Genomic DNA, 26,213 nt, shown 5'->3' on the forward strand with positions numbered 1-26,213 from the left:
CCCTTATGAGGGTGGCGACGATGACATTCACCCAGCTGCGCGCGTTCGCGCTCGTCGCCGAGCTCGGGTCGCTGCGGGCCGCGGCGGAGGCGCTCGGCGTGAGCGAGCCGGCGGTCTCCGCGGCCGTCGCGGCCCTGCGCACCGACCTCGGCGACCCGCTGTTCCGCCGCAGCGGCGGTGGCATCACCCTGACCCCCGGCGGGCGCGCGCTGGCCGTCCGCGCCCGGGAGCTGGTCCGCCTCGCCGACCGGACCCGGCGGGAGGTGGCGCACGCGACGTCGGCCGGGCGGCTCCGGGTGCTGGCCACGGCCGGCTGCGCGGAGCACGCGGCGGGGGCGGTGCTGGCGGCCTTCTCCCGCCGGGTCCCGCGAGTCGCCGTCGACCTGGCCGTCGGCACGTGCCCGGCGGACGCGCTGGCCGACGACGCCGCGGACATCGTGCTCGGCGTGCGGCCGGTGCCGGCGCCGGGCCAGTCGGTCGACGCGGTGCCCTTCCTGCGCTACGAGCGCGTCGTCGTCGCGGCTCCCGATCACCCCCTCGCGCGGCTCGGCGCCCTGCGGCCGGCCGAGGTCGCGGGATGCCGGTGGCTGGCCGGGCCGGGCGGCATCGAGGCCGGCAGCGAGGAGGCGGGCTGGGTGGCCCGGCTGCCCGTCGCCCCGGACGTCGAGCGGCTGGGCAGCGAGGCCGAGGCGCTGGCCACCGTGCGCGCCGGGAGCGGGGTGATGTTCGCGCTGGCCCATGCCGTGCGCGAGGCCGTGCGCCGCGGCGACGTCGTCCGGCTGCGGGTCGAGGGGACGCCGGTGACCGGCCTCTGGTGGGCCGGCATCCCGGGAGAGGGAGCGGCGACCAGCGCCGCCCGGGCGCTGCAGCGCTTCCTCACCACCCCGGAGGCGACGAGTGCCCTGCTGTCGGGCCGGAGCGATCGCACCCGGCCTACGGTGCGCGTGGAGCTGTGGAGCTGAGCCGGGAGGGACGGCGATGGACGAGACGCCTGGAGCCCGCGTGCCCGTCACGTACGAGCACTGCGCGCACGTGTCGGGCCCCTTCTTCCACGGGACGAAGGCGGTGCTCGCGGTCGGCGACGAACTGGTGGCCGGGCACGGCTCGAACTTCGAGACGGGCCGGACGTCGAACAACGTCTACTTCACCGCCCTGCAGGAGACGGCCGCGTGGGGCGCCGAGCTGGCGACCGCGCTGGCCGGGCTCGAGGAGCGGGGGCACGTCTACGTGGTGGAGCCGCAGGGCCCGTTCGAGGACGACCCGAACGTCACCGACAAGCGGTTCCCCGGCAACCCGACGCAGTCCTACCGCTCCCGCCACCCGGTGCGCGTGGTCGGGGAGGTGGCCGACTGGGAGGGGCACGACCCGGACACGGTGACGGGCATGCTCGACTCCCTCGCGCGGCTGCGCGAGCAGGGTCTCGCCGTCATCGAGGACTAGCCGGCTGACGGATCCGCGGGTGGCTCCTCGCCCGCGGCCACGCGGTCGGAGATGCGGGCGCCGGGCTCCGACTGGGCCGCGCCGGAGCTGCCGGCCTCGGGGTCGAGGCCGATCGGGCTGTGACCTCCGGGCTCGCCGTCGCCGAGCACGACCTGGCCCTCGGTCATCTCCGGGTCGCCGTACCGCTGCTCGACGGGTGCGCGCCCGGTGGTTTTCTCCGTGCCGCGGTCGTGCACCTCCTGCACGGAGCTGCCGCGCTCGGCGACCTCGATGGCCTCGGCGACGTCGTCGCCGCTGCGGGAGTGGTCGGGCGACGTGCGCTCGATGTCCGCCTCGTGGGGTGAGCTCACGGTGTCCTCCGCGTCATCGGGGCAGGTGGCGCAGAGTGTCGACCTCTCCCGGCGAGCGGGCAAGGGGGCCGCGGTCAGCCGCCCTCGGCGAGCGCGTCGGCGTGCGCGACCGCCCGGTCGCGGGTCTCCGCCGCCTCGTCGGCCTCGTGCCGGGCGGCGGTCAGGCGGCGCTGGGCCCGCTTGAGCGTGGCGGCGGTGTCGGCGACCGCCCGCTCGGCGTCCGCGAGCTCCTCGGCCAGCTCGTCGACCCGCTCCTGCAGCTCCGTCCGGCGCCGGTCGAGCTCGTCGACCTCGCGCTCCTGCTCCTCGGCGGCGGCGGCCGCGTCGTGGGCCGCGGCCTCGGCGGCCTCGGCCGCCTCCCGGGCGCGGGCGAGCTCGCGCTGCCGCTTCTCCTCCGCGGCGCGGCGGCGCTCCTCCTGCTCGCGGGCACGGCGGTCGGCGGCCGACTCCCCCGGTTGCTTCTTCGGGGCGGGCGCCTTCGCCGCCGGTTTCCCGGCGCGCTCCGGCCTCGGCGGGTGCACCAGCCGGAGGTCGGGTCTGGCCACCGTCGTCCCCATGCCGCTGTAGGACATCGGCGAGGTGAGCCGGCCGGTGAGCAGCGCCTGCCCGGCCTCCGGGTCCGACATGGCGGCCCGGAGCGTCTCCTCGACCTGGGTGGCGACGGCGGTGCTCACCGGGTGGCCGCGGTCGTTGGCCAGCGCCCGCGCCTGGCGGGTGAGGGCGTTCAGCAGCTGCCGCCGCTGGACGTCGAGGGCCTTGAGCTGGTCGCCGGCGAGGTTCTCCTGCGCCTCCCGCAGCAGGTCACCCAGCTCGACCAGGCCCTCGATCTCCGCCCGCTGCTCGCGCACGAGGAGGTTGCAGGCCCACGCGGCGGCCGACGGCTTGGGCAGCCCGCCGATCTCCGTGGCCAGCGCCTTGTCGCCGTCGGCCTTCGCCTCGTCCTGCCGCTGCTTCCGCAGGGCGATGAACTCCTCCGGCGGGACGGCGTACAGCTCGTCGGCCACCTCGTCGAGGTCCACCGCGCCTCCTCGAGTGCTACGAACTCGTGCTGATCAGCGCCTGATCACCACGAGTTCGTAGCACTCGTGGGGGTCTGCCGCGCACGGCGCGGTGTCCGGCGGTCAGATCTGGCCGGGCCGTTCGAGGACGTCGGCGCTGCCGTAGCGCCTGGTTCCCTCGTCCTGGGGCTCGTGCTGCTGCTCGTACACGTCCGGACCTCCCCATCGTCCGTCCTCGACGACCGGCACCGACGGGCGGACAGGGGCGTCCGAGCCGGACGACGTACCGATCAACAGGGCGGCGACCGCCCCGATCAGGAGCATCCCGGCACCGGCGAGCAGCCGCCGCGGGCGACGACGCGACGGCGTGGCGGCGTCGACGCGCGGCGTGACCTCGACCGGGCGCGCGGACGGGGCCGGGACGCGCGGCGGAGGGATCGACGGTGTGCTGACCGTCGGGCCGGGAACGGGCGGGGTGGGTGTGCTGGTCATGGCGTCCTCCTCGGTCGGGTGCCGCGATTCGCGGCGACACGACGACCGTGGGCGCCCCGGCTCGAAGGCGTCTCCAACGGCTCTCCAACGGCGCTCGAGCGGTGCGAGAATCCGGGGGCGACGGCCGGAAGGAACTCGAGTGGCGGCGCAGGAACAGGTTCTGGTCCGTCTCCTCGGGCCCCTCGAGGTGCTCGCCGGAGGCACGCCGGTGGGCCCCGCGGGGAACCGGCGCCGTGCCCTGTTCGCGATGCTCGCGCTGCGGGCGAACGACGTGGTGTCCGTCGCAGACCTCGTCGACGGGCTCTGGGGCTCCGCTCCTCCCGCCAGCGCCGTCGGCGTCGTCCAGACGTACGTCTCCACGTGGCGCAAGGCCGTCGGGAGCGGACGGCTGGAGTCCGTGGGCCACGGCTACCGGCTCCGGCTGCGAACTGACGAGTGCGATCTGCTGTCCTTCCAGGACCTCGTCGACGACGGCCGCCGCGCCTCGGCCGCCGGATCGGTCGCGATCGGCCGGCCGCTCCTGGAACGAGCACTGGCGCTCTGGCGCGGGCCGCCACTGCCCGAGCTGTCGGGCGAGCCGTTTTACGCCGACGGGGTGCGGCCGGTCCGCGAGCGGCGGTGGCAGGCCCTCGAGGACTGGGCGGGGATGTCGCTGGAGAGCGGACCGGAGGTCGACCTCGCCGCCGTCGTGACCGCCCTGGACGAGGCGCGCGCCGAGGAGCCGTGGCGGGAGCGGCTGACCGAGCTGCTCATGTGGGCGCTGGTCCGCCAGGGGCGCCAGCACGCCGCGCTCGAGCTCTACGCCGACACGCAGCGGGCACTCGCCGACGAGCTGGGCGCCGATCCGGGAGCCGGACTCCGGGACATGCACGGCCGCGTCCTGCGCCACGACCCCTCCCTCGTCGGCGTGGTGACGGCCCCGGCCCGGGGAGCGGGACCGAGCATCCGCCTGGACTCGTTCGTCGGCCGGGAGCAGGACCTCGCCGTCGTCCTCGAGCTGCTCGCCGCGCACCGCCTGGTGTCACTCACCGGTCCGGGCGGCGCGGGCAAGACCCGGCTCGCCGAGGTGGTCGCCGCAGCGTGGGTGGCGCGCTCCGGCGAGCCGTCCGCCGTCGTGGAGCTGGCCTCGGTGGAGGACCCGGCGCTGGTGACCGGCACCATCGCTGCCCGCCTGGGACACCCGTCGGCGGAGACTGTCGGCGCGCTGGTGGCACTGCTGGCCACCGGCCCGTTCCTGCTGGTCCTCGACAACGTCGAGCACCTGCCGGCCACGGACGCGCTCGTAGCCGCCCTGCTCCAGGGCACGACCGGGTTGCGCATCCTCCTCACGACCCGCCAGCCGCTGCGGATTCCCGGCGAGCAGCAGTACGCCGTCCAGCCGCTCCTCGTGCCCCCGCCCGCGGCGCGTGACGTCACGGCCGCCGGGGGCAGTGCGGCAGTCCGGCTCCTCGTGGACCGGGCGCGCGCCGGCGACCCCGAGTTCGAGGTCACCGAGGCGAATGCGGGAGTCCTCGGCGACATCGTGCGGCGGCTCGACGGCCTGCCCCTGGCGGTCGAGATCGTGGCCCCGTGGCTGAAGGCGCTGACCCCGGACGGAGTGCTGCGCCAGCTCGAGCAACCGCTCGACATCCCCGGCCGCACGAACGACGGCGACCAGCGTCACCGCACGCTGCGAGATGCCATCGAGTGGAGCTACCGGCGGCTCGACGCCGACGCGCGCCGGCTGCTCACCCGGATGTCGGTCTTCCGCGGCGGGGCGAGCCTGGCGGCGCTCGAGGCTGTCTGCGGCGACCGGCCCGGCCCGCCCGTCGTCCCCCTGCTGGTCGAGCTCGTCGACCGCAGCCTCGTCCAGCCGGCACCACCCGCCGGAGGCATCCCCCGCTTCCGGTTGCTGGAGACGATCCGCTCGTACGCCGCCGGACGACTCGCCGAGGACCCTGCGGAGTTGCGCCGCACCGAGGAACGGGCGGCCGACTGGTTCGCGGACTGGGCCGTAGGGCTGGCGGCGCACAGCGAGGGACCGGATACCGGGCGATGGCTGGCACAGGCCATCGCCGATGCCGACAACCTGCGCGCCGCCATCGACCACTGGGAGCGGGCCGGCCGGGCTACCGACCACCTCCAACTGGTGGTCGACACCATGGTCCTCTACTTCGAGGCCGGTCAGGAACGCGAGGGGGAGCGCCGCCTCGAGCTCGCACTCGCGGCCGCTCCCGTCGAGGCGCCGGCACGGGCCATCGGACTGGCATACCTGGCCTGGTTCTCCGCCACGCACGACCGCCGTCGAGCCGCCGAGCGCGCCGCGGAGGCGGTGACCATCGCGCGTGCAGCCGATGACGCACCTGTCCTGGCCTTCGCCCTGCAGACCCTGGCCGACACGCTCGACGACTTCGCAGCAGCGACGGCCGCCGGCGTCGAGGCGGGCGAGGTCGCCGAGCGGGTGGGCCGTGGTCCGGTGCGCTACGGCCCGACGGCAGGAGACGCCGTCGCATGCGGTGCCGCGCACACGCTGGCGGGACTGTGGGCCCACCGCTCGCTGCCGACGGCACTGGCGCACCAGGAGCGCGCGCTGACCCTCGCGGAACTGGAGGGTGACCGCCGCATCACCGCGGTCAACGCCGCCCGGCTGGGACTGCTGCACCTCCTGGGTGGCGACGACGCCGCGGCCGCCCGGCCGATCGCCCGCGCCGTGTCCTTGATGACCGATCCGCTGTCGGCCCGCTGGGAGGACATCGTGGCGTTCGCAGAGGCGCAGTTGGCCCGGCACGAGGGCCGCGTCGGGGAGGCGGAGCAGCGACTGACGTCGCTGGTGGACTCGGCGCTCCCGAGCGGCCGGATGCTGCACGTCCAGCTGGGCAGCTGCTCGCTCACCGACCTGCTCGTCGACCAGGGGCGACCGGCCGACGCCGACGCCGCCCTGCGGCGGGCAGAGGCCGTCGTCGCGTCGGGCGACGACGCCCGGGCGCGGGCTCGACTGCAGGTCCGTCGCGCGCGACTGCTTCGCCTCGACGGGCGCCGGACGGCTGCGGAGGCGCTCCTGGTCGCGGCCCAGGCCGGTCTCGAGGAGGACGAGCTGACCTCGGAACGGATCGTCTGGTTCGTCGAGGCGGCGGTCGGCGCGCCACCTGATCGCGCGCGGCGGCTCGTCGGCCGGCTCGGCGGGGAGGTCCGACGGACCGGCGTCGTCCTGCCACCGTGGGAGCTCCGGCAGCTGGGCGACCTGGCCGACGACCTCCCCGCCTGAACCCCGTCAGCAGCAGGACACGGCGAGCCGCGCGTCGGTGTCGGACCCCTCGGGCCGGCAGCAGGTGCCGTCTCCGCCGACCTCGGACAGCTCGGAGGAGGTCGTGCCCTCGAGGTCGGGCCGGGCGTCGCCGGTGACGGTGTAGACCTCCCACGGCTCCCCGCCGGGGCCGGTCACCCAGACCTTGTCCTGGACGGCGTAGCAACAGGTGGTGTTGTCCTCGATCCGCGTCGCCAGCCCGGCCTCGGCCAGCCGGGCGGTCGCCGCGGTGACCTCGTCGGTGGAGGGGACCTCCACGCCGAGGTGGTCCATGCGCGTCGCCTCGCCCGGCTCCCCCTCGAGGAGGACGAGCTTGAGCGGCGGCTCGGTGACGGCGAAGTTGGCGTACCCGGGGCGGCGCTTGGCCGGCGCGATGTCGAACAGCCGCGAGTAGAAGTCGACGGCCGCCTCGAGGTCGGCGACGCGCAGGGCCAGCTGGACGCGGGACATGGTGGGCTCCTTCCGGTGCAGACATCGACGGGCGTCGATGTCTGGTCGCCGAATGAACACCAGACATCGACGGTTGTCAATACGATGGTTGTCGTTATGATGTGACTCGATGTCCGCGAGCGAGGAGACCCCGATGAGCGACCCCGGCCTGGCGTGCTGCACGCCGCTCACCGGCACGCCGATGTCCGTGGAGCAGGCCGAGCAGGTCGCGCCGTTGCTCAAGGCGCTGGCCGATCCCGTCCGCCTGCGCCTGGTCAGCCTGATCGCCGCGAGCGCCGGCGGGGAGGCGTGCGTCTGCGACCTCAACGTCGCGTTCGACCTCACCCAGGCGACCATCAGCCACCACCTCAAGGTCCTGCACTCCGCCGGTCTGCTCGACCGCGAGAAGCGCGGCGTGTGGGTCTACTACGCGGTGCGGCCGGAAGCGCTCGCCGCGGTCGCCAACCTGTTCGACACCGCGGCCCTGACCCCCGCATGAGCGACGCCGTCCGCGAGACCTCGCGCGCCGACGTCCCGGCGGACGCCCCGGTCCTGCGGAAGCTGTCGACCCTCGACAGGTTCCTGCCGGTGTGGATCGTCGCCGCCATGGCCCTCGGCCTGGCACTCGGCGCCTGGGTCCCCGGCCTGGACGACGCCCTGAGCGCCGTCGAGGTGGGGGACGTCAGCCTGCCCATCGCGGTCGGCCTGCTGCTGATGATGTACCCGGTGCTGGCCAAGGTCCGGTACTCCGAGCTCGACCGGGTCACCGGCGACCGCCGGCTCCTCGGCGCGAGTCTGGTGCTCAACTGGGTGCTCGGCCCGGCCCTGATGTTCGCCCTGGCCTGGCTGCTCCTGCCCGACCTGCCCGAGTACCGGACCGGCCTGATCGTCGTGGGCCTGGCCCGGTGCATCGCCATGGTGCTGATCTGGAACGACCTCTCCTGCGGGGACCGGGAGGCCGCCGCGGTGCTCGTCGCGATCAACTCGGTGTTCCAGATCGTGGCCTTCGCGGCCCTGGGCTGGTTCTACCTCCAGCTGCTCCCGGCGTGGCTCGGCCTGTCGACCACGTCCGCCGAGTTCAGCGTCTGGGCGATCGTGCTCTCGGTGCTCGTCTTCCTCGGCGTGCCGCTGGTGGCCGGGTACCTCACCCGCACGCTGGGCGAGCGGCGCAAGGGGCGGGTCTGGTACGAGGGGACGTTCCTCCCCCGCATCGGTCCCGTCGCGCTGTACGGGCTGCTGTTCACCATCGTCATGCTGTTTGCCCTGCAGGGCGACGCCATCACCTCCCAGCCCTGGGACGTCGCCCGCATCGCCCTGCCGCTGCTCGCGTACTTCGTCCTGATGTTCGGCGGCTCGTTCGCCCTCGGCATGCGCCTGCGCCTCGGCTACGCGAAGACGGCGACGCTCGCGTTCACCGCGGCCGGCAACAACTTCGAGCTGGCCATCGCCGTCGCCATCGGCACGTTCGGCGTCACGAGCGGGCAGGCGCTCGCCGGGGTCGTGGGCCCGCTGATCGAGGTGCCCGTCCTGGTGGCGCTGGTCTACGTCGCGCTCGCCGCGCGGCGCCGCTTCTTCCCGCAGGAGGTCCCGGCATGACGCCGTCCGTGCTGTTCGTCTGCGTCCACAACGCCGGCCGCTCCCAGATGGCGGCCGGGTGGCTGCGCCACCTGGCAGGGGACGGCGTCGAGGTGCGGTCGGCGGGATCGCTGCCCGGCGACCGGGTCAACCCGGCCGCCGTCGAGGCGATGGCCGAGGTCGGCATCGACATCTCCGCCCAGCGCCCGAAGGTGCTGACGACCGACGCGGTCGAGGCGTCGGACGTCGTCATCACCATGGGGTGCGGTGACGCCTGCCCGGTCTTCCCCGGCAAGCGCTACCTCGACTGGCAGCTCGAGGACCCCGCCGGCAAGGGCGTCGAGTCCGTCCGCCCGATCCGCGACGAGATCGAGCGCCGCGTCCGCGCACTGCTCGAGGAGCTCGCCGTCAGCCGGTGACCGGCTCGCGCTCCAGCAGGAAGAAGAACGGCGCCGGCAGGCCCCGCATGTCCATGGCCCCGAGGATCGTGTCCGGTCCGATCCGCCGGAAGACGTCGATGATCGGCAGCGCGTCGTAGACCATCGCGGCGGTGTCGACGCCGCGGTGCTCGATCGTCCGCAGCCGCGCCGTGGGCCGGTTCGTGTGGAGCAGCGGGCGCAGCCGGCCGAACGCCGTCCGGACCGGCCAGAGCCGGGCCAGCCCGGAGTGGTCCCGCAGCAGCGACAGCGGGATCCAGGCCGGGTCGACCGGTCTCGGCCCTCCGCGCCCGGCGAACAGCAGCGGGTGCACCGACTCGGCCCCGTTGAACTCCTTGCCGTACCAGCCGTAGGCCTCCAGCAGCCCGTCCAGCTTCGACCCGGTGGGCAGGCCGCTCCCCCGCCAGCGGCCGAGCATGTCGGCGACCGGCACGGTGGGGAGACCGTCGAAGAAGGCCAGCGCCTCCTCCGGCGCGACGCCGGTGCGGTGCTCGGCCAGCCAGGAGGCGGCGGCCTCGTCGCTGAGCTGCGGGATCGTCGTCACGCGACGGGCCGCTCGAAGGTCACCAGCACGCCCTCGACGCCGCCGGGCCCGATCCGGCCCTTCACCTCGACCGCGGTGATCGCCTTGAGCTGCCAGCCGTCCCGCGCGCGGTCGTTGAGCACCTTCTCCAGCTTGTCGCCGGACATCTTGCCGCCGAGCATCCCCTCGCGGATCTCCTCGACCTTGTACTCGTACCGGGCCGCCATCACTGCTCCGTCCGTCGCCGTCGTCGGTCGTCGCAGGTCACCCTGCCAACCCCGCGGGTTCCCGTCGACCCCGCCGGCTCAGCCGAGCACGGGGAGGGTGCGCTTGGCGGCCAACCGGTCCATGCCGGCTTGGATGTCGGCCGCCACCCGGTCGTAGATCTTCTGCACGTAGGCCGCGTCCTCGGCGCGCTCGGGATCGGTGTCGACCTCGATCGGCTCCAGGATCTCGGTGCGGATCTTGGCCGGCAGCGGCACGTGCGCCGGCAGGATCTCGACCGCCAGGGGGAACGGGATCCCGGCGATGATCGGCAGCTTCGACCCGCGCAGCGTCTTCTTCAGCCCCAGCACCTTGTCCAGCGCGTTCGCCAGCCACTCGCCCTCGTTGAGGACGAAGACGGTGTCGTGCCCGCCGACGGTGGCCACCGGCAGGATCGGGACGCCGGACCTGATGGCCTGCTTCACGAACCCCGTGCGGCCGCCGAGCGTCGCCACGTCGCGCTTGCGCCAGCTGCGCATCGAGTCCACCTCACCGCCCGGCCAGACGACGACGTCCTCCCCCTGGGCCAGCGCCGCGCCGACGCTCTTCCGGTTGGCGGCGATGACCCCGACGGCGCGGAAGTAGTCGCCGAGCCCGGGCGCGGCCATCAGCACGTCGTGCGCGGTGCCGTGCAGCACCCGCTGCCCGTCGAAGTGCTTCTGCCACGCGTTGACCAGCGACCAGGCGTCCATGGTCAGCGCCCCGCCGGAGTGCACACCGATCACCAGGGAGGTCTCGTCGGGCACCCGCTCCCAGCCGTCCACCTCGACCCGGAAGTAGTACTTCTCCAGCAGGTCCACGAAGGGCTGCTGGAGCTTCATCAGCGTCTCGTTGGGCGGGTGCGGCTCCATCGCCGCCCCGACCCGCCAGCTGATGAGTCGCTGCAGGATGTTCTGGTCGTCCTCGGCCACGGTGACTCCCTCGTCTCTGAAGGATCGAACGACCGACGGCGCCCTCGGTCACGGTGCGGTCCGCGACAGGATGCCTGGTCAGCCTCCCGGCGGCACCTCGGGCGCAGCGGGCCGCGGGCCTTCCGGGCGCTCCTCCAGCCACCGCCGGATCTGCCGGAGGACGCGCGGGTGGTTGAGCAGGTCGAAGTGGTTGAGCCCGCCCAGGGCGTGCACGTGGTCGGCCGGGAAGGCGAGCCGGTCGTCGTCCCCGGTGTCGCCGCTCGCGCTGCGCGGCGGCACCAGCAGGTCACCGAGCAGGTCGGCGAGCGGGCCCGAGGGGTTGCGGCTCAGCGTCGCCAGGACGACGAAGTGCCGGGCGCCGTCGTGCAGCGGCACGTGGGTGTGCTCGGCCGGACCCGCGGCGTCGAGGTCCCGGCCGGTCCAGTCCGCCTCGACGAGCGTTCCGCGGCGCAGGTCCTTGATGCCGACGCTGCGCAGTGCCAGCAGCCGGGCCAGCGGCCGGGTCTCGGGCAGCCGCGCCAGCTGGGCGGTCAGCCGGTGGACGCCACGCTCGAGCGGCGCCCCGAGGTGCGGCGAGCCGAGGGTGATCGTGTCCCGGACCAACCGGGTCCAGTCCCGCGCCGCCGGCGTCCCGCCGCCGGCCTGGTGCAGGGCGCTGCGGGCGACGAGCCCGCCCATCGAGTGGCCGATCAGGACGACGTCCTGCACCGGCGCCGGCCAGGCGCCGACCAGCGCTCCCAGCAGGTCGTCGAGGGCGTGGCCGTTGTCGGAGACGTGCAGGCCGGTGTTGTAGCGCAGGTACACGGGGGTCAGGCCGAGCTCGTCGCGCAGCCGGCCGCCGTAGGTGGTGCCGGGTTCGCCGCGGCGCTGCGCTCCGTAGCACCAGGAGGCCTCGGTCTCGGTGAGCCCGTGCAGGAAGACGGCCAGCCGACCCGTGGCGTCAGGGAACGCCTCCCGGAGCGCCGCCGGCTCCGGCGGCACCGCCCTCCCCTCGACCCGCACGGTCATGTCCAGGGCGAGCGCCGGTGCCTCGCGCCGGACGAGGTCACCGTGCGCACCGTTGAGGATGGCCAGCGCCACCCGGCCGGCCCGGTCGTCGTCGAGCCCGCGCCCGCTGGCGCCGAGCGCCGCCACCTCGCCCGCGACGCGAGCCCCGGCACCCAGGGCCAGGCGGACGCCCGAGTAGCTCAGCCCGGCGATCGCGTCGTGGACGACCTGCACCGGCCGGCCGGACGGGCCCACAGCGCGGAACGCGCGGTCGGCGATGCCCTGGTGCAGCTCGTGGACGCGCGTCGTGCTGCCCCGCAGCGTGAGCCGCGCCAGTCCCGACACGTCCCTTGCCTCGTCCGCCCGCACGGGTCCCCCGATCGCTCGACGGGCCGAGCCTCCCCGTCGGCGACGGGGAGCGCAACGCCGGTCAGGCGGTGCCTTGCTGCTGGGTGCGCGGCGCCTCCCAGAGGTCGATGCCGCTGTCGACCGCGTGCTCGTCGATGGCCCACAGCTCTTCGTCGCTGAAGCTCAGGTGGTCCAGGGCGGCGACGTTCTGCTCCAGCTGGCCGACGCTGCTCGCCCCGATGAGCACCGTCGTCATCCGGGGGTCGCGCAGGGCCCAGGCCAGCGCCATCTGCGCCAGGCTCTGCCCGCGGCCCTTCGCGATGCCGTTCAGCGTGCGGATGCGGCCAAGCGCCTCCTCGGTGAGCAGGTCGGCCGACAGCGACTTGCCCTGCGCGGCGCGCGATCCCTCGGGGACCCCGTCGAGGTACTTGGTGGTGAGCATGCCCTGCGCCAGCGGGGAGAACGCGATGCAGCCCGCCCCCACCTGCTCCAGGGTGTCGAGCAGGCCCTCGGTCTCGATCCAGCGGTTGAGCATCGAGTACGACGGCTGGTGGATCAGCAGCGGAGTCCCGAGGTCGGCGAGGATCGCCGCCGCCTTCGCGGTGTCCTGCGGCGAGTAGGAGCTGATGCCCGCGTACAGCGCGCGCCCGGACCGGACCGCCGTGTCGAGGGCGCCCATCGTCTCCTCGAGCGGCGTCGTCGGGTCGGGGCGGTGGCTGTAGAAGATGTCCACGTAGTCCAGGCCCATGCGCTTCAGCGACTGGTCGAGGCTGGACAGCACGTACTTGCGACCGCCGCCGCCCTGCCCGTACGGGCCGGGCCACATGTCGTAGCCGGCCTTGGTGGAGATGACCAGCTCGTCGCGGTAGGGCGCGAAGTCGTCGGCCAGGTGGCGGCCGAAGTTGGTCTCCGCGGAGCCGTAGGGCGGCCCGTAGTTGTTGGCCAGGTCGAAGTGCGTGATGCCCAGGTCGAAGGCGCGGCGCAGGATCGCCCGCTGGCGGTCGAACGGCATGTCGTCGCCGAAGTTGTGCCAGAGCCCCAGGCTGATCGCGGGCAGGTCCAAGCCGCTGCGGCCGGTCCGCCGGTAGGTCATGGAGTCGTAGCGGTCCTCGGCTGCGCGGTAGCTCATGCGCCCATGCTGCCCGGCCGCTCCGCGGAGCGATACCTGTGTCCAGCGGTAACCGGATCCGCGGCGGCTCGTTGACAGCGCACCCGCCGACGAAGGAGTCCGCATGCGCCGTCCGCTGCCCCGTGCCGTGCTCGCCCTGGGTGCCGCTCTCGCCGTCGTCCTCACCGGGAACCCCGGCGCCGCCGCGGCACCGGACGACCCCGCTCCGGGAACGCCGGGGTACCTGGCCCGCGACGCGCAGAACATCGCCGACGCCTACGGCCGCCAGACCGCCCCGGACGGGCAGCTCTCCCCCGCCTACGGGCTGGCATCGCCGGCGTACATCAACCCCGTGTTCGCGGCCGACCTGCTCGCGCAGGCCGCCCGGCCGAACCGGCCGGCGCTCACGCCGGGGCAGGCCGTGCCCGGGTGGAACAGCGGCAACCCGTACCGCGCCGGCTGGGACGGCACCCGCGGGCAGATCACCCCGGTGTCCTTTCCGAACCGGTACGGCGCCCTCATCCAGGGCGACGTCTTCTCCCCGCTGCCGGGCGCGACCGACCCCTACACCGGCGAGCCGTTGGAGGGCCCCTTCCCGGGCGTCGTCCTGACCACGGGCTCGGTCCAGGGCAGCGAGCGCATGTACTGGTGGCTGGCCCAGGACCTCGCCGAGCGGGGCTACGTCGTCCTCACCTACGACGTGCAGGGCCAGGGCCGCAGCGAGACCTTCCCCCACCAGGCCGACCCGGCCGACCTGCCCTACTGCTCGTTCGCCGCGGCCCCGCTGGCCGGCGAGCAGACCGGCTGCCCCGGCGTGCCGTTCCAGCAGACCTCGAACTTCGTCTACGGCACCCAGGACGCGATCGACTTCTTCCTCTCCACGCCGTCGGCGCCCTACGGCAGCCCGTCGGCCGGCAGCGTCGACGTCGACGCCTACAACCCGCTCTGGGAGTCCTTCGACCGCTCGCCCGACCCGGACACCGCCACACCGGGCCGCACCACCCGGCTCGCCGTGATCGGCCACTCCCTGGGCGCCATCGCCGTCTCCTACCTGCAGGGCGTGGACGACCGGATCCAGACCGTCGTTGCCCTCGACAAGCTGTCGACGACCGCCGCGGTCCGCGACGGCGAGGAGTTCGACGCCCTGGGTCCGCTGGAGCCGGTCGTGCCGGCGCTCGGGGTCCAGTCGGAGTACGGGTTCACGGTTGCGCCGTACTTCGCCAACTCCGGCCTGTTCGACGCCTCCGGCGCCGGCTCGCCGACCGAGGCCCCCGATCCGCGCCGGGAACTCGCCACCGGCTTCGACGGCTGGACGGTGGCCGGCGTCGACTCGATGGTCGTCGTCCCGCGCGCCTCGACCCACCTGGAGTACACCGACATCGCCTACGTGCTGCCCGCGTCCCGCTGGGGCCAGGCGCTGTCCAGCGTCTACACGCAGGCGTGGCTGGCGAAGTACCTGCAGCACGACCCGGCCGCCGACGACGCGCTGCTGGCGGAGAGCCTCCGGTACCTGGAGCCGGATGCGACCGGCACCTGGCGCCCCGTGGCGCTGGACCGGTCCGAGCGGCTGAGCTTCTACTTCTGCTCCGGCTACGACCTCGCGACGGCGACCGGCCGGGCCGCCGACCACGACATCGCCGACGTGGGCTGCTGACGGCTCTACGCTGGTCGGGACGACCCGATCCGACCTGGGGAGACCCCGATGCTGCGCCTGCTGGGACTGCTGCTGGTGATCTGGCTGGCGATCACCGTGATCGGAGCGGTGGTGAAGGGGCTGTTCTGGCTCGCCGTCGTCGGCGTGCTGTTCTTCGCCGCGACGGCCGCTCTCGGCTGGAACAAGCGCCACGACCGGGCGCTGCCGCCCGGCCGGTGACCCGGGCTCAGTCGCCGTCGGCGTCGCCGGACGCCCCGTCCCCGTAGGGGTGCACCCCGGCCGACCAGTCGACCGGGGGCTGCCGCGGTTCGTTCTGCAGCTCGACCTGCTCGGCGACCGGGATGCGCGCGCTCGACACCAGCTCGTCGAGCGGGATGGAGTACCGCTGCTCCGCCATGCCCGAAGCGTCAGGCACGGCCGGTCCGTTGTCCAGCGCGCCGCGACCGGTCGAGCACCGCGCGCGCCTGGTCCGGCCAGACGAGGGAGAAGACCCAGACGTCGGGCGGGACCGAGCCGTGCGTGATCAGGGTGACCAGGCCGAGGTCCGCGACGGCCGCGAAACCCTCCCGCCTCCCGTGGAACCACAGGACGAACTCGTGGCCGTCGACGTCCGCGGTCTCCCGGTGCCAGCTGCGCTCGTCCATCAGCCGCCGGGCCACCCGGTCTCCGGTGTCGCCCGCCTGGTCCACCAGCTGCCGGACGGCGTCCCCCGACAACCCAGTCGGGATCCGCTGCAGCAGCAGCTCCACGACGGCGGTCGCCGCGGCCCGGTCCAGCGGCGGGTCCTGCGTCCACCCGCCGTTCCGTCCGGGGCGGCACCCGCGGCGGGCCAGGGTGCGCACCGTCCAGGGCCGCGGGCCGCTGCGGTGCCCGGCGGGGCCGACGCTGATGTCGTCCCAGTACTCGGGCCCTGACCCGGCCCGCCCCTTGCCGGTCGACACGACCTCGACGGCACCGGAGGGGACCCAGCGGGGCAGCACCACGGGCATGTCCAGGTCGGCCAGGGACGTCGTCACCCCGTCGGTGTACAGCCTGGCCGTCGGCCGGTCCAGGGCACCCGCCCGAATTGCCTACGCTCGGCGCCCGTGACGACGACCGCGACGATCCGCTCGGCCGCCCCCTACCTGCGGTCGTGGGTCGAGGCGCAGGCCGCGCACCGCCGGGTGCCCGGGGTGCAGGTGGCCGTCCGCTCCGGTGACGAGCTCGTCCTGTCGGCCGCCGTGGGTGTCGCCGACGAGACCACCGGCGCCCCGCTGACCACCGAGCACCTGTTCCCCGTCGCGTCGCACTCGAAGACCTTCACGGCCACCGCGGTGCTGCAGCTGGCCGAGGCCGGCCGGATCCGGCTCGACGACCCGATCGGCCGGCACGTGCCGGAGCTCGAGGGCTCGGACGTCGCGGCGGTGACGGTCCGCGAGCTGCTCGGCCACCAGGGCGGCGTCGTCCGCGACGGGGCGCGCGCCGACTTCTGGCAGCTGGAGCAGCCCTTCCCCGACCGGGACGGCGTGCTGCGCGAGGTCCTGCGGGCCGGAGCCGTGCACCGCCGCAACGAGCACTTCAAGTACTCCAACGCCGGCTACGGGCTCCTCGGCATGGCCGTCGAGGCGGTGACCGGGACCTCGTACGCCGACCACCTGCGCCGTGCCGTGGTCGAGCCGCTCGGGCTGCGCCGCACCGGCCCGGACCACGACCCGGCCCGCGCCGGCGAGTACGCCGCGGGGCACACGGGCCTGCTGCTGGGCGCCACCACCCGGGAGACGATCGCGCCGGCCCCCACCGGGGCCATGGCAGCGGCCACCGGCTTCTGGTCCACCGCGGAGGACCTCTGCACGTACGGGGCGGCCCACTTCCTCGGCGACGAGAGGCTGCTCACCGACGGCTCCAAGCGGCTGATGCAGCGGCTGGAGTCGGTGGTGACGGCGTACGGGCGCGAGGTCGGCCGGTACGGCGTCGGCATGGCGCTGCAGGAGGTCGGCGAGCGGCAGCTCGTGGGGCACAGCGGCGGCTATCCCGGCCACATCACGCTCACGCTGGTCGACCCGGTCGGCCGGCTGGTCGTCAGCGTGCTGACCAACGCCGTCGACGGGCCGGCGGAGGGCCTCGCGGTCGGGCTGGTCAAGCTGGTCGACCTGGCGCTGGCACCGCGCGCCGAGGTGGCGGCCCCGCCCGCCGGCGCACCGACGACGTCGTTCACCGGCCGGTTCGCGAGCCTGTGGGGTGTCCTGGACGTGGCGGAGCTGGGCGGTCGCCTGGTGCTCGTCCGGCCGACGGCAGACGACCCGCTGCCGGGTGCGGAGGAGCTCGAGGTGGTGGACGACGACACCCTGCGGGTCGCCGCGCAGCCCGGTTTCGGCCCGGCCGGCGAGCTCGTCCCGGTGCAGCGCGACGCGGCCGGCCGCGCCGTCTCGCTGAGGCTGGGCGGGGTCACCCACCGCCGGCTCGCCGGGACCCCGGCTCGCCGGACGTGAGCTCGGGGCACAGGGGCCGACCGTCGGCTCTGCGCCCGTACGCCCGTCCTACGCTGGGTTCGTCCCCCACCCGGGGTCTGACCGGAGGAGCCCCGTGACGACTGACGAGGTCGACGTCCAGGGGATCGATCTGGAGGCGACGCTCGGCGCGCTCGCCTGGCTGCCCGGGGACCCGACGCTGCGCACGGCACCGGGGCGGTTCGAGCGGGCGACGCTGACCCCGGACGGGCCCGGTGGGCTCGTCGTCACGTGGTCCGGGTCGGCGGCCCGCATCGAGGCCGGCGGTCCTGGCGGCACCTGGCTGCTGACCCGCGCGCCGGGCCTGCTCGGGCTGCTGGACGACGTGACCGGGTTCGATCCGCGCGAGCAGCCCGTGCGGGATCTGTGGCGCCGGAACCGAGGCCGACGCATCGCCCGGACCAGCACCCTCTGGCACGACGCGGCCTACCTGATCGTGCAGCAGCGGATCAGCCGGGTGGACGCGGCGGCGCAGTGGAAACGGCTGGTGCACGGCTACGGCTCGCCCTCGGAGACGGTGCCCGGGCTGGTCCACCCGCCGGACCCGGCGACGGTCGGACGGTTGGGCTCGGCGGACTTCCACCGGCTCGGGATCGACCGCCGGCGGGCCGAGCACCTGGTGTCCGCAGCCCGGGCTGCGCGGGCACTGGCGCCGCTCGTGGACCGCCCGTTCGAGGAGGCGCTGCCCGCGGTCCGGTCGGTCCGCGGCCTGGGCCCCTGGACGTGCAGCTGCCTCGGCGCGCGCTGCTGGGGCGACCGGGACATCGCGATCGTCGGGGACGACGGCATCCCGTCGATGGTCGCGTGGACGCTGGCCGGTGAGCCGCGGGCCGACGATGCTCGCATGCTCGAGCTGCTCGAGCCCCACCGCCCGCACCGGCAGCGCGTGCTCCAGCTCGTGCTCGCCGGCGGCCGACGCCCACCGCGGTACGGCCCACGGAGGCGTGCGAACGACATCCGTGGCCGCTGACCCACCGGCCTGCCCGTCACCTGCGCGCTCCGTGGTCGTTCGAGTTCTCGACGTGGCTCGCCGCCCGTGCGCCTGACGGGAGTCGGACGGCCCTGCGGTCGCGGCCGCGGCGCGGATGGGACACGTTCTCCTCTAGGGTTCGCGTCCCCGAGGAGAGGTGGGCAGGAGTGAGCCGACTGCAGGTGGGCGATGGGGCCTCCCTGATCGTGCTGGTCGACGCCTCGAGCGACACCGAACGCCGGCTGGTCCAGGCCGCGCTCGCGGAGGAGGCGTCCGGCCGGACCGCGACGGTGCTCCCCCTGCGCGGGTCGGCCCTCGAGCAGCCGCTGTCCGGCGCCGACCCGGACACCGTGGTGACCGCGCTCCGCGTCGCCTGGACGCCGCGGCACCCGGTGGGCCACGAGGAGGACGGCCGGCGGCGCAGGGGCCGCTGGTCGGCGGCCATGCCCTCGTTGCGCCGCCGCCCTCCCGGGCCGCTGCAGAAGCTGGCGCTCGACCGGGACCCTGACCGCGCGCAGGTGGTGCTGGCGGCGCCGGCGACCGTCGCCGAGCTGGCCGGGCGGTGGTCGGGCAACGGGTCGCTGCCCGACTTCGTCGCCCAGCAGGCGTCCCTCGCCCTCGACCGGGCCGAGCGGGGCGTCGTCGGCGAGCGGGTGAAGGTCCCCCGGCACGTGGTCGAGGCGATCGAGGCCAGCCCCGAGTTCCGCCGCGAGCTGTCCGCGCTCGCCGAGCGCCTGGACTGCCCCGAGGACGAGCTGCGCGCCCGCGCCACGAGCGCGCTGGACGGGCTGGTGGCCGCCGTCGACCCGGCCGCCGTCGAGGTGTTCACCGGCATGTTCCGGCCGCTGCACTCACGGGCGTGGGACGTGCAGGCCGACACCGACGGGCTCGCCCGGCTGCGGGAGCTCAACCGCCGGCACCCGCTGGTCTTCCTGCCCAGCCACCGCTCCTACGTCGACCCACTGGTGCTCGCCGACGTCCTCGCCGCGCACGACTTCCCCCGCAACCACGTGCTGGGCGGGGACAACCTGAGCTTCTGGCCGGTCGGTCCGCTGGCGAAGCGCGCGGGGATCGTCTTCATCCGCCGCAGCTTCGGCGACGACCAGGTCTACAAGCTCGCCGTCCGCGAGTACTTCGCGTTCCTGCTGTCCAAGCGCTTCAACCTCGAGTGGTACATGGAGGGCGGCCGTTCCCGGACGGGCAAGCTGCGCCCCCCGCGGCACGGGCTGCTGCGCTACGTCGCCGACGCCGTCGAGCGCCGCCGGGTCGACGACGTCCTCCTCGTGCCGGTGGCCATCACCTACGACCAGCTCCGCGAGGTCTCGCTGATGGCGGCCGAGCAGGGCGGTGCCGCCAAGCGCGGCGAGGGCCTGTCGTGGCTGGCCTCCTACGCGCGCGAGCAGGTGAGCACGCCGCTGGGCACCGTGCACGTCGCGTTCGCCGAGCCGCTGTCCCTCGCGGCGGCGCTGGCCGCGGGGGCGGACCCGTCCGACCCCGACGCCCGGCGGCTGACGCTGCAGAAGGTCGCCTTCCAGGTGGCCGTGGGCATCAACTCCGTGACGCCGGCGACCGCGACGGCGCTGGTCACCCTGGCGCTGCTGGGGGTCCGCGACCGGGCGCTCACGCTCGGCCAGGTGCGCCGGGTGGTGGAGCCGCTGCTCGACTTCCTCGACGAGCGGGAGCTGCCGCACTCCGGCGGTGCGCTGCGCACCTTCCGCGGGGTGCGGCAGGTGCTCACCACGCTGGCCGGCCAGGGCGTCGTCACCGTCTACGACGGCGGCGAGGAGCCGGTGCACGCCATCGAGCGCGGCCAGCACCTGGTGGCCGCCTTCTACCGCAACAGCGCCATCCACCACGTCGTCGACCGGGCGATCGCCGAGCTGGTCATGCTCGGGGACCCGGTCGACCGCTGGGACGAGGCGTTCCGGCTGCGCGACCAGCTGAAGTTCGAGTTCTTCTTCCCGGAGCGCGACGCCTACCGGGAGCGGATCGGCGCGGAGCTCGAGCGCCTGGACCCGGAGTGGGAGACCGCCGACGGCCGCGAGGTGCTCTGCCGGGCGCCGCTCCTGGTGGCCCACCGGGTGCTGCGCTCGTTCGTCGACGCGCAGCTGGTGGTGGCCGAGCGGCTGGCGGCGAGGGATCCCCGCACGCCGGTCGTCGAGCCGGAATTCCTCGCCGAGTGCAGCGGGATGGGTCAGCAGATGCTGCTGCAGGGCCGGCTGCACGGGCCGGAGTCGCTGTCACGCGAGCTGTTCGCCACCGCGATGCAGCTGGCCCGCAACCTCGACCTGGTGGACCCCGGCCGCGAGGAGCTGGCCCGCAACCGGCAGGAGTGGGCGGCGCAGGTGCGCGACGTCGTCCGCCGCGTGGTCGTCATCGACGAGCTGGACGCCGCCGCACGGCGGGAGAGCGTGGGAGTGGAGCCGTGAGCAGCGAGCAGGAACCGGCCACGACCGCCCGGGCGGGCGAGTGGAGCGAGGAGCAGCTGCTCGCCGACGTCGAGGCGGCACCGCGCGGCCCTCGCGTCGGCGCGTTCTTCGACTTCGACGGCACGGTCATCGACGGGTACTCGCTGGCCGCCTTCGCCCGGCACCACCTGCGCTCGCTGCACGTGACGCCCGCCGACCTCGGGCAGCTGCTGCTGACCGGCCTGCGCGGGGTGACGACCGAGGAGGACTTCGAGCGGTTCACCGTCGCCGGCATGAAGGCGTGGGCCGGGCGCAGCGAGGACGAGCTGGTCGAGCTCGGCGAGCGGCTGTTCGTGCAGGGCATCGCCGGCTCGCTGTACCCGGAGGCCTGGCGGCTGGTCACCGCGCACCTGCGAGCGGGGCACACCGTCGTCCTCGCGTCGTCGGCGACCCGCTTCCAGGTGGAGCCGGCCGCCCGCGCCATGGGGGTGGAGCACATCCTGGTGTCGCCGGTCGAGATCGTGGACGGCATCTGCACCGGCCGGCCCGGGGGCCCGCTGCTGTGGCGCGCGGGCAAGGCCACCGCGGTGCGGGCGTTCGCCGAGGAGCACGGCATCGACCTGACGCGGAGCTTCGCCTACTCCAACGGCGACGAGGACGTGCCGTTCCTCCGCACCGCAGGCCGCTCCCGGGCGCTCAACCCGGGCAGCGGTCTGGAGGCTGCCGCCCGGCACTACTCGTGGCCGATCGCCCGGTTCCGCTCCCGCGGCCGCGGGGGGCCCGCCGAGCTCGCCCGGACGGCTGCCGGGATCGGCGGCATGCTGGGCGGCTTCGCCACCGGCGTGGCCATCGGCGCGCTCAGCGGCTCGCGGCGCGAGGCGGTCGACCTCGGCATCACGCTCGGCGGCGAGCTGGGCAGCGCGCTCGCCGGCGTGCGGCTCGACGTCCAGGGCGCCGAGCACCTGGCCACGCGGCCGGCTGTCTACCTGTTCAACCACCAGAGCCAGCTCGACGTGCTCGTGCTGGCCAAGCTGCTGCGCGGCGGGTTCACGGCGGTCGCCAAGAAGGAGCTGGCGAACACGCCGGGCTTCGGGCTGGCGTTCCGGCTGGCCGACGTCGCGTTCGTCGACCGCGGCGACCCGGCGAAGGCGCGCCAGGCGCTGGAACCGGCGGTCCAACGGCTGCGGGAGGGCATCTCGCTGGTGATCGCGCCGGAGGGGACGCGCTCGGCGACGCCGAACCTCGGCCCGTTCAAGAAGGGCGCGTTCCACGTCGCCATGCAGGCCGGGGTGCCGGTCGTGCCGATCGTGATCCGCAACGCCGGCGAGCTGATGTGGCGGGGCGCGGCCACCATCCACTCGGGCACCGTGCAGGTACGGGTGCTGCCGCCGATCCCGACCGACGGGTGGACGGTCGAGGACATCGACGCCCGGGTGGCGGAGGTCCGCGCCCAGTACCTCGACACCCTGGCCAACTGGTCGGGACGCAGCGACCGCCCCGTCGAGGTCACCGAGGCCGGCGCCGACGACGGGGCCGCCGCTCCCCCGGCCACGCCGCTGGACTGGGGCATCTCACCGGAGATGAACCCCCTCGAGACGGCGATGTGGCGGGCGGAGGTGGCCGACCCGCGGCTGCGCAGCAACGTCACCCTGCTCGAGCTGCTGGAGCCCGCACCCGAGTGGGAGCGGCTGCGCGGGGCGCACGAGTGGGCCTCGCGGATGGTGCCCCGGATGCGCCAGCGGGTGGTCGAGCCGGCTCTCGGCGTGGGCGCGCCGCGGTGGGTGACGGTCGCCGAGCTCGACCTCGAGCACCACGTGCGGCGGGTGCGGCTGGAGGCTCCCGGCTCGATGCGGCAGCTGCTCGACGTCGTCGGCGAGTTCGCCGCCGCGCCGCTGGACCGCGACCGCCCGCTGTGGGAGGTGCTGCTGGTCGAGGGACTGGAGGACGGGCGCGCGGGTTACGTCGTCAAGACCCACCACAGCACCACCGACGGCCTGGGCGCGGTGCAGCTGATGAGCCTGCTGCACAGCCGGACCGCCGAGCACGACCCGTCCCGCCCGGAGCCGCCGGTGCCCGCGCCCGGGGACGCCTCGCCCGTGGGCGTGCTGCGGGACCAGATCGTCGGTACCGCGAAGTCGGTACCGCTGGCCGCGCTGCGGCGCGGTGTCGGCGCGCTGGGCACCCTGCGGCGGCCGTGGGAGGCCGCGACCTCCGCCGTCGACGCCGCACGGTCGGCGACCTCGACGCTGTCGCCGCCGAAGAGCGGCTCGTCGCTGCTGACGCCGCGCGGGGGCGGCTGGCACTTCGAGGTGGCGGAGGTGCCGCTGGCCGACCTCAAGGCCGGGTCCAAGGCGGCCGGCGGCTCGCTCAACGACGGCCTCCTCGCCGCCGTCGTGGGTGGGTTCCGGCGCTACCACGAGCGGCTGGGGGCGCCCGCGGAGACGCTGACCCTGGGCATCCCGATCAGCCTGCGCGCGCAGGACGACCCGCAGGGCGGGAACCGGTTCACCGGCGCCCGGTTGCCGGCGTCGCTGGCCGAGCCGGACCCGGCGACGCGGATCAAGGCGATCCGCGAGTTCGTGCTGTCGGCGCGGAACGAGAGCGGCTCCGGCGTGCTCGACGACCTGGTCGGGCCGATCCTGGGGTGGCTGCCGGCGCCGGTGATCGGAGCGCTGTCCGGCTCGCTGACCAGCGCGAACGACGTGCAGGTGTCGAACATGCCGGGGGTGTCGCACCCGGTCTACATCGCCGGCTCCCGCATCGTGCGGATGTTCCCCTTCGGTCCGCTGCCCGGGTGCGCGGCGATGATCACGCTGCTCTCGCACGAGGACACGTGCTGCATCGGGATCAACGTCGACGCCGCCGCGGTGACCGACCCGGGCGGGCTGGTCGCCGATCTGCAGGCCGGGCTGGACGAGGTCGTGGCGCTGGGCCGCTGACACCGCCCGTTCGTGCGCGCGGTAGGAAACACCGCGGGCGGTGCCGGCGTTGTGCCAGGCGTGCTCGACCAGAAGGAGGCACACACCCATGACCACTGAGACGGCGATCCTCGCGGGCGGCTGTTTCTGGGGCGCCCAGGACCTGCTGCGCAAGCGTCCCGGCGTGCTCTCGACCCGGGTCGGCTACTCGGGTGGCGACACCCCCAACGCGACCTACCGGAACCACGGTGATCACGCGGAGGCGGTCGAGATCGTCTTCGACCCGAGCGTGATCTCGTTCCGTGAGCTGCTGGAGTTCTTCTTCCAGATCCACGACCCCTCGACGAAGGACCGTCAGGGCAACGACGTGGGCCGCAGCTACCGCTCGGCGATCTTCTACACCAGCGACGAGCAGAAGGCGGTCGCGCTCGACACGATCGCCGACGTCGACGCCTCCGGTCTGTGGCCGGGCAAGGTCGTCACCGAGGTGACGGCGGCCGGCCCGTTCTGGGAGGCCGAGGAGGAGCACCAGGACTACCTGGTGAAGTACCCCTACGGCTACACGTGCCACTACGTGCGGCCGGACTGGGTGCTCCCCCGCCGCGAGGCGCAGACCGCCCAGTAGACGGGCGTCGTGGGGCGGCATCTCGCGGTGCCGCCCCACGGACGGAGGCCCCGCCCCCTGCTCGCGCAGGCGGCGGGGCCTCTCGACGGTCGGGGCCGACCTGGCGGAGAAGGCCCCGGCGGGCCGGCCCTGCTGCTCAGGAGGCCATCGAACCGAAGGCCGCTGCCATGCCCGCCTGCTCCTCGAGGACCTCACCGATGCGTGCCTGGACGACGTCGAGTCGTCCGATGATCTCGCTCGTCGCCTCGATGCCGGTGGTGACGGTCTGGCTGGTGGCCTGGATGGCCGCGATCTGGTCGGCAACCCGCTGGGTGGCCTTGGCTGTTTCCCGGGCCAGGTCCTTGACCTCGCTGGCGACGACGGCGAAGCCCTTCCCCGCCTCACCGGCGCGGGCTGCCTCGATGGTGGCGTTCAGTGCCAGGAGGTTGGTCTGCTCGGCGATGCCGGAGATGATCCGGATCACCTCGCCGATCGCGTTCGACGCCTGCGAGAGCGCATCGACCTCGCCACTCATGGTCGATGCCTGCGTCACCGCCTGTTCGGCGACCCGTCCGGCGTCCCCGGCGGCTTCGCGCAGTCGGGCCACGGTGTCGAGCAGGTCACGCGCGCTGTCGGCCGAGGCCTCCGTGCGGCGCAGCACGTCGAGTCGCTGGGACACCAGCTGCTGGACGTTGCGCAGGGCAGCGGCACGGGACTCGGACAGCTCGATCGTCTCGGTGACGAAGAAGTCCATCGTGCCGACGACCCGGCCGCCGACGATGAGCGGGAAGCACACTCCCGAGCGGACACCGGCGCGCTGGGCGGCGGGGGCGCGCACGCAGTCGGTCACCTCCGCCAGGTCGCGGACGAAGTAGAGATCCCGGGCTCGCCACGCGCGACCGGACAGCCCGACACCTTCGGCGAAGCTGGCGGCCAGGGTGACCTTGCGGAACTCCTCGCCGGCGGACCCGGATTCCTGCTGGAAGCGCAGGAGTTGCGCATCCGCGTCCAGAGCCCAGTACGAGCCGTACGCCCAGCCGAAGGCCGTGCGTACCGTGTCCAGCGCGATCCGCAGGGCCGCCTCGGCGTTCGCCGCCGTGCCGATCTCGGTGACCACCGTCGTGACCGCGGCCCGGTCGTCGAGGGTCTCCCGCAGCGCGGTCCGGTCCAGGGCAGCTCGCCGGGCGTGGGCCACCAGCCGGTCCAGCGCTTCCCACTTCTCCCGACGGGCACCGACGAAGGTCATCGGCCCGGCGTTGTAGTACTCCTTCAACGCCACGACCTGGCCGTCCTCGATGACGGGGACCAGGACCCCGTGGGTCGCACCGGCCGCTCGCGCCGCCTGCCACCGGAGGCACTCCGCAGGGTTGCTGGTGGCGTCGGTCAGCACCACCCGGCGCGTCCTGATCGCCTCGCCGCCGAAGCCGTCACCGGCCCGCAGTCCCTCGATCCGACCTCCGGGGGTGTTGGCGATGGCGGCGGCCAGCTGGCCGGACTCACCGACGAGCTGGAAGAACCCGCTCTCGTCGGCGACCCACACCGCGCCGTAGCCGAGCCCGAGAGCCTCGACCAGCGTCTCGCCCACGGTGCGGAAAGCGGCGGTGCGACTCTTGACGCCATCGAGGGCAGCGATGACCTTCTCGACCGCCTCCACGTCCCGCGGCATCGGAGCCGCCGACGGTGCAGCGGTGACCTGGGGACGACGGCGCATCGATTCTCCTGCTGTGGCTCACGCCGGGACGCACACGGTCAGGAACTCACACCACCGGATGGCCCACGACTGTTCTCTCGTCGAGGTTTGTCATCGGCGTGAGCTGCAGGTTGTTCAGCCGAAGAGCGCCGCCGTTACCTACCGGAGGGCCCGCTCCGATGAGCGGCACCGGAACGCCCGCGGCCGCAGTGCCGCATGCAGGAACGCAGCAACGGACACGGGGCGTGGGACCCGCTGGTCCCACGCCCCGTCCCTCGGTACCTGGCCGCGGGAGTCGTGCGCCGCACGCACGCGCGACCCCGCCGCCCGCTCTCGGG

Annotated in this window: 25 protein-coding genes; 13 read left to right on the forward strand and 12 right to left on the reverse strand. The window is 74.4% G+C overall.

Going from position 1 to position 26,213, the window contains the following annotated elements:
* Positions 1–20: 20 nt before the first annotated feature.
* Entirely contained in the window at positions 21–962 is a 942-nt protein-coding gene (locus DCS98_RS19175; RefSeq protein WP_164704660.1) for a LysR family transcriptional regulator, read from the forward strand.
* A gap of 16 nt (positions 963–978) precedes the next feature.
* A complete protein-coding gene (gene arr, locus DCS98_RS19180; protein WP_116452998.1) occupies positions 979–1,440 on the forward strand; it encodes an NAD(+)--rifampin ADP-ribosyltransferase in 462 nt (153 codons plus the stop codon).
* On the opposite strand, the gene DCS98_RS19185 is transcribed toward arr, so the two are convergent.
* The 3 genes from DCS98_RS19185 to DCS98_RS19195 all read right to left on the reverse strand — a co-directional run bounded on the left by DCS98_RS19185 (position 1,437) and on the right by DCS98_RS19195 (position 3,280).
* The gene (locus DCS98_RS19185) at positions 1,437–1,790 is read right to left on the reverse strand and encodes a hypothetical protein (RefSeq protein ID WP_116452999.1); all 354 of its coding nucleotides are present in this window, start codon (positions 1,788–1,790) and stop codon (positions 1,437–1,439) included. The two genes, arr and DCS98_RS19185, sit on opposite strands and share 4 nt — an antisense overlap.
* Before the next feature lie 74 nt (positions 1,791–1,864).
* Positions 1,865–2,809, reverse strand: a complete 945-nt coding sequence (locus DCS98_RS19190) for an ATP synthase subunit B family protein (RefSeq protein ID WP_116453000.1) — start codon at positions 2,807–2,809, stop codon at positions 1,865–1,867.
* A 102-nt stretch (positions 2,810–2,911) separates the two neighbouring features.
* Positions 2,912–3,280, reverse strand: a complete 369-nt coding sequence (locus DCS98_RS19195; protein ID WP_116453001.1) for a hypothetical protein — start codon at positions 3,278–3,280, stop codon at positions 2,912–2,914.
* 139 nt (positions 3,281–3,419) lie between these two features.
* Here DCS98_RS19195 and DCS98_RS19200 point away from each other — a divergent pair, with 139 nt between their 5' ends.
* Positions 3,420–6,524 (forward strand): AfsR/SARP family transcriptional regulator, encoded by a 3,105-nt coding sequence (locus DCS98_RS19200; protein WP_164704661.1) that lies wholly within the window; start codon positions 3,420–3,422, stop codon positions 6,522–6,524.
* Positions 6,525–6,530: 6 nt separating this feature from the next.
* On the opposite strand, the gene DCS98_RS19205 is transcribed toward DCS98_RS19200, so the two are convergent.
* Positions 6,531–7,013, reverse strand: a complete 483-nt coding sequence (locus DCS98_RS19205; RefSeq protein WP_116453003.1) for an ArsI/CadI family heavy metal resistance metalloenzyme — start codon at positions 7,011–7,013, stop codon at positions 6,531–6,533.
* 133 nt (positions 7,014–7,146) lie between these two features.
* Here DCS98_RS19205 and DCS98_RS19210 point away from each other — a divergent pair, with 133 nt between their 5' ends.
* The 3 genes from DCS98_RS19210 to DCS98_RS19220 are packed head-to-tail and all read left to right on the forward strand — an operon-like array spanning position 7,147 to position 8,986.
* Positions 7,147–7,491 (forward strand): metalloregulator ArsR/SmtB family transcription factor, encoded by a 345-nt coding sequence (locus DCS98_RS19210; protein ID WP_241038405.1) that lies wholly within the window; start codon positions 7,147–7,149, stop codon positions 7,489–7,491.
* Entirely contained in the window at positions 7,488–8,588 is a 1,101-nt protein-coding gene (arsB, locus tag DCS98_RS19215; protein ID WP_116453005.1) for an ACR3 family arsenite efflux transporter, read from the forward strand. Before DCS98_RS19210 ends, arsB begins: the two co-directional genes overlap by 4 nt.
* On the forward strand, positions 8,585–8,986 hold the full coding sequence (locus DCS98_RS19220; protein ID WP_116453006.1) for an arsenate reductase ArsC: 402 nt from the start codon (positions 8,585–8,587) through the stop codon (positions 8,984–8,986). The genes arsB and DCS98_RS19220 overlap by 4 nt, the downstream gene beginning before the upstream one ends.
* Here DCS98_RS19220 and DCS98_RS19225 read toward each other — a convergent pair.
* The 5 genes from DCS98_RS19225 to mgrA form a co-directional block, all read right to left on the reverse strand.
* Complete coding sequence (locus DCS98_RS19225) at positions 8,976–9,548, reverse strand: DUF4334 domain-containing protein (protein ID WP_241038407.1); 573 nt, start codon at positions 9,546–9,548, stop codon at positions 8,976–8,978. The genes DCS98_RS19220 and DCS98_RS19225 overlap by 11 nt on opposite strands.
* Entirely contained in the window at positions 9,545–9,754 is a 210-nt protein-coding gene (locus DCS98_RS19230) for a DUF4177 domain-containing protein (protein ID WP_116453007.1), read from the reverse strand. Before DCS98_RS19230 ends, DCS98_RS19225 begins: the two co-directional genes overlap by 4 nt.
* Positions 9,755–9,832: 78 nt before the next feature.
* Positions 9,833–10,702, reverse strand: a complete 870-nt coding sequence (locus DCS98_RS19235; protein ID WP_206340347.1) for a lysophospholipid acyltransferase family protein — start codon at positions 10,700–10,702, stop codon at positions 9,833–9,835.
* A gap of 78 nt (positions 10,703–10,780) precedes the next feature.
* A complete protein-coding gene (locus DCS98_RS19240) occupies positions 10,781–12,034 on the reverse strand; it encodes a lipase family alpha/beta hydrolase (RefSeq protein ID WP_116453008.1) in 1,254 nt (417 codons plus the stop codon).
* Positions 12,035–12,119: 85 nt separating this feature from the next.
* Positions 12,120–13,166 (reverse strand): L-glyceraldehyde 3-phosphate reductase, encoded by a 1,047-nt coding sequence (gene mgrA, locus DCS98_RS19245; RefSeq protein WP_116453009.1) that lies wholly within the window; start codon positions 13,164–13,166, stop codon positions 12,120–12,122.
* Between the two features lie 103 nt (positions 13,167–13,269).
* Here mgrA and DCS98_RS19250 point away from each other — a divergent pair, with 103 nt between their 5' ends.
* Positions 13,270–14,799: an alpha/beta hydrolase family protein gene (locus DCS98_RS19250; RefSeq protein WP_206340348.1), complete on the forward strand. Its 1,530-nt coding sequence runs from the start codon at positions 13,270–13,272 to the stop codon at positions 14,797–14,799.
* 48 nt (positions 14,800–14,847) lie between these two features.
* On the forward strand, positions 14,848–15,018 hold the full coding sequence (locus tag DCS98_RS23140; RefSeq protein WP_164704662.1) for a hypothetical protein: 171 nt from the start codon (positions 14,848–14,850) through the stop codon (positions 15,016–15,018).
* A gap of 7 nt (positions 15,019–15,025) precedes the next feature.
* On the opposite strand, the gene DCS98_RS23145 is transcribed toward DCS98_RS23140, so the two are convergent.
* Both DCS98_RS23145 and DCS98_RS19255 read right to left on the reverse strand, forming a co-directional pair.
* Positions 15,026–15,214, reverse strand: a complete 189-nt coding sequence (locus DCS98_RS23145; RefSeq protein WP_164704663.1) for a hypothetical protein — start codon at positions 15,212–15,214, stop codon at positions 15,026–15,028.
* Entirely contained in the window at positions 15,207–15,815 is a 609-nt protein-coding gene (locus tag DCS98_RS19255; RefSeq protein WP_116453010.1) for a hypothetical protein, read from the reverse strand. The genes DCS98_RS23145 and DCS98_RS19255 overlap by 8 nt, the downstream gene beginning before the upstream one ends.
* Before the next feature lie 69 nt (positions 15,816–15,884).
* Here DCS98_RS19255 and DCS98_RS19260 point away from each other — a divergent pair, with 69 nt between their 5' ends.
* From DCS98_RS19260 to msrA, 5 genes are all read left to right on the forward strand, one after another.
* Complete coding sequence (locus tag DCS98_RS19260; RefSeq protein WP_116453011.1) at positions 15,885–17,267, forward strand: serine hydrolase domain-containing protein; 1,383 nt, start codon at positions 15,885–15,887, stop codon at positions 17,265–17,267.
* A gap of 94 nt (positions 17,268–17,361) precedes the next feature.
* Positions 17,362–18,255 carry a DNA-3-methyladenine glycosylase family protein gene (locus DCS98_RS19265; protein ID WP_116453012.1) on the forward strand — a complete coding sequence of 298 codons (894 nt, stop codon included), beginning with the start codon at positions 17,362–17,364 and terminating at the stop codon, positions 18,253–18,255.
* Positions 18,256–18,422: 167 nt separating this feature from the next.
* Positions 18,423–20,684 (forward strand): glycerol-3-phosphate 1-O-acyltransferase, encoded by a 2,262-nt coding sequence (locus DCS98_RS19270; protein ID WP_206340349.1) that lies wholly within the window; start codon positions 18,423–18,425, stop codon positions 20,682–20,684.
* A complete protein-coding gene (locus DCS98_RS19275; protein WP_206340350.1) occupies positions 20,681–23,602 on the forward strand; it encodes a wax ester/triacylglycerol synthase family O-acyltransferase in 2,922 nt (973 codons plus the stop codon). The genes DCS98_RS19270 and DCS98_RS19275 overlap by 4 nt, the downstream gene beginning before the upstream one ends.
* Before the next feature lie 88 nt (positions 23,603–23,690).
* The gene (gene msrA, locus DCS98_RS19280; RefSeq protein ID WP_116453013.1) at positions 23,691–24,206 is read left to right on the forward strand and encodes a peptide-methionine (S)-S-oxide reductase MsrA; all 516 of its coding nucleotides are present in this window, start codon (positions 23,691–23,693) and stop codon (positions 24,204–24,206) included.
* A 136-nt stretch (positions 24,207–24,342) separates the two neighbouring features.
* Here msrA and DCS98_RS23960 read toward each other — a convergent pair whose 3' ends face one another.
* Positions 24,343–25,896 carry a methyl-accepting chemotaxis protein gene (locus tag DCS98_RS23960; protein ID WP_116453014.1) on the reverse strand — a complete coding sequence of 518 codons (1,554 nt, stop codon included), beginning with the start codon at positions 25,894–25,896 and terminating at the stop codon, positions 24,343–24,345.
* Positions 25,897–26,213: the final 317 nt, after the last annotated feature.

Origin of the sequence: Blastococcus litoris (genome assembly GCF_003075095.1) — a bacterium.
Lineage (GTDB): Bacteria > Actinomycetota > Actinomycetes > Mycobacteriales > Geodermatophilaceae > Blastococcus_B > Blastococcus_B litoris.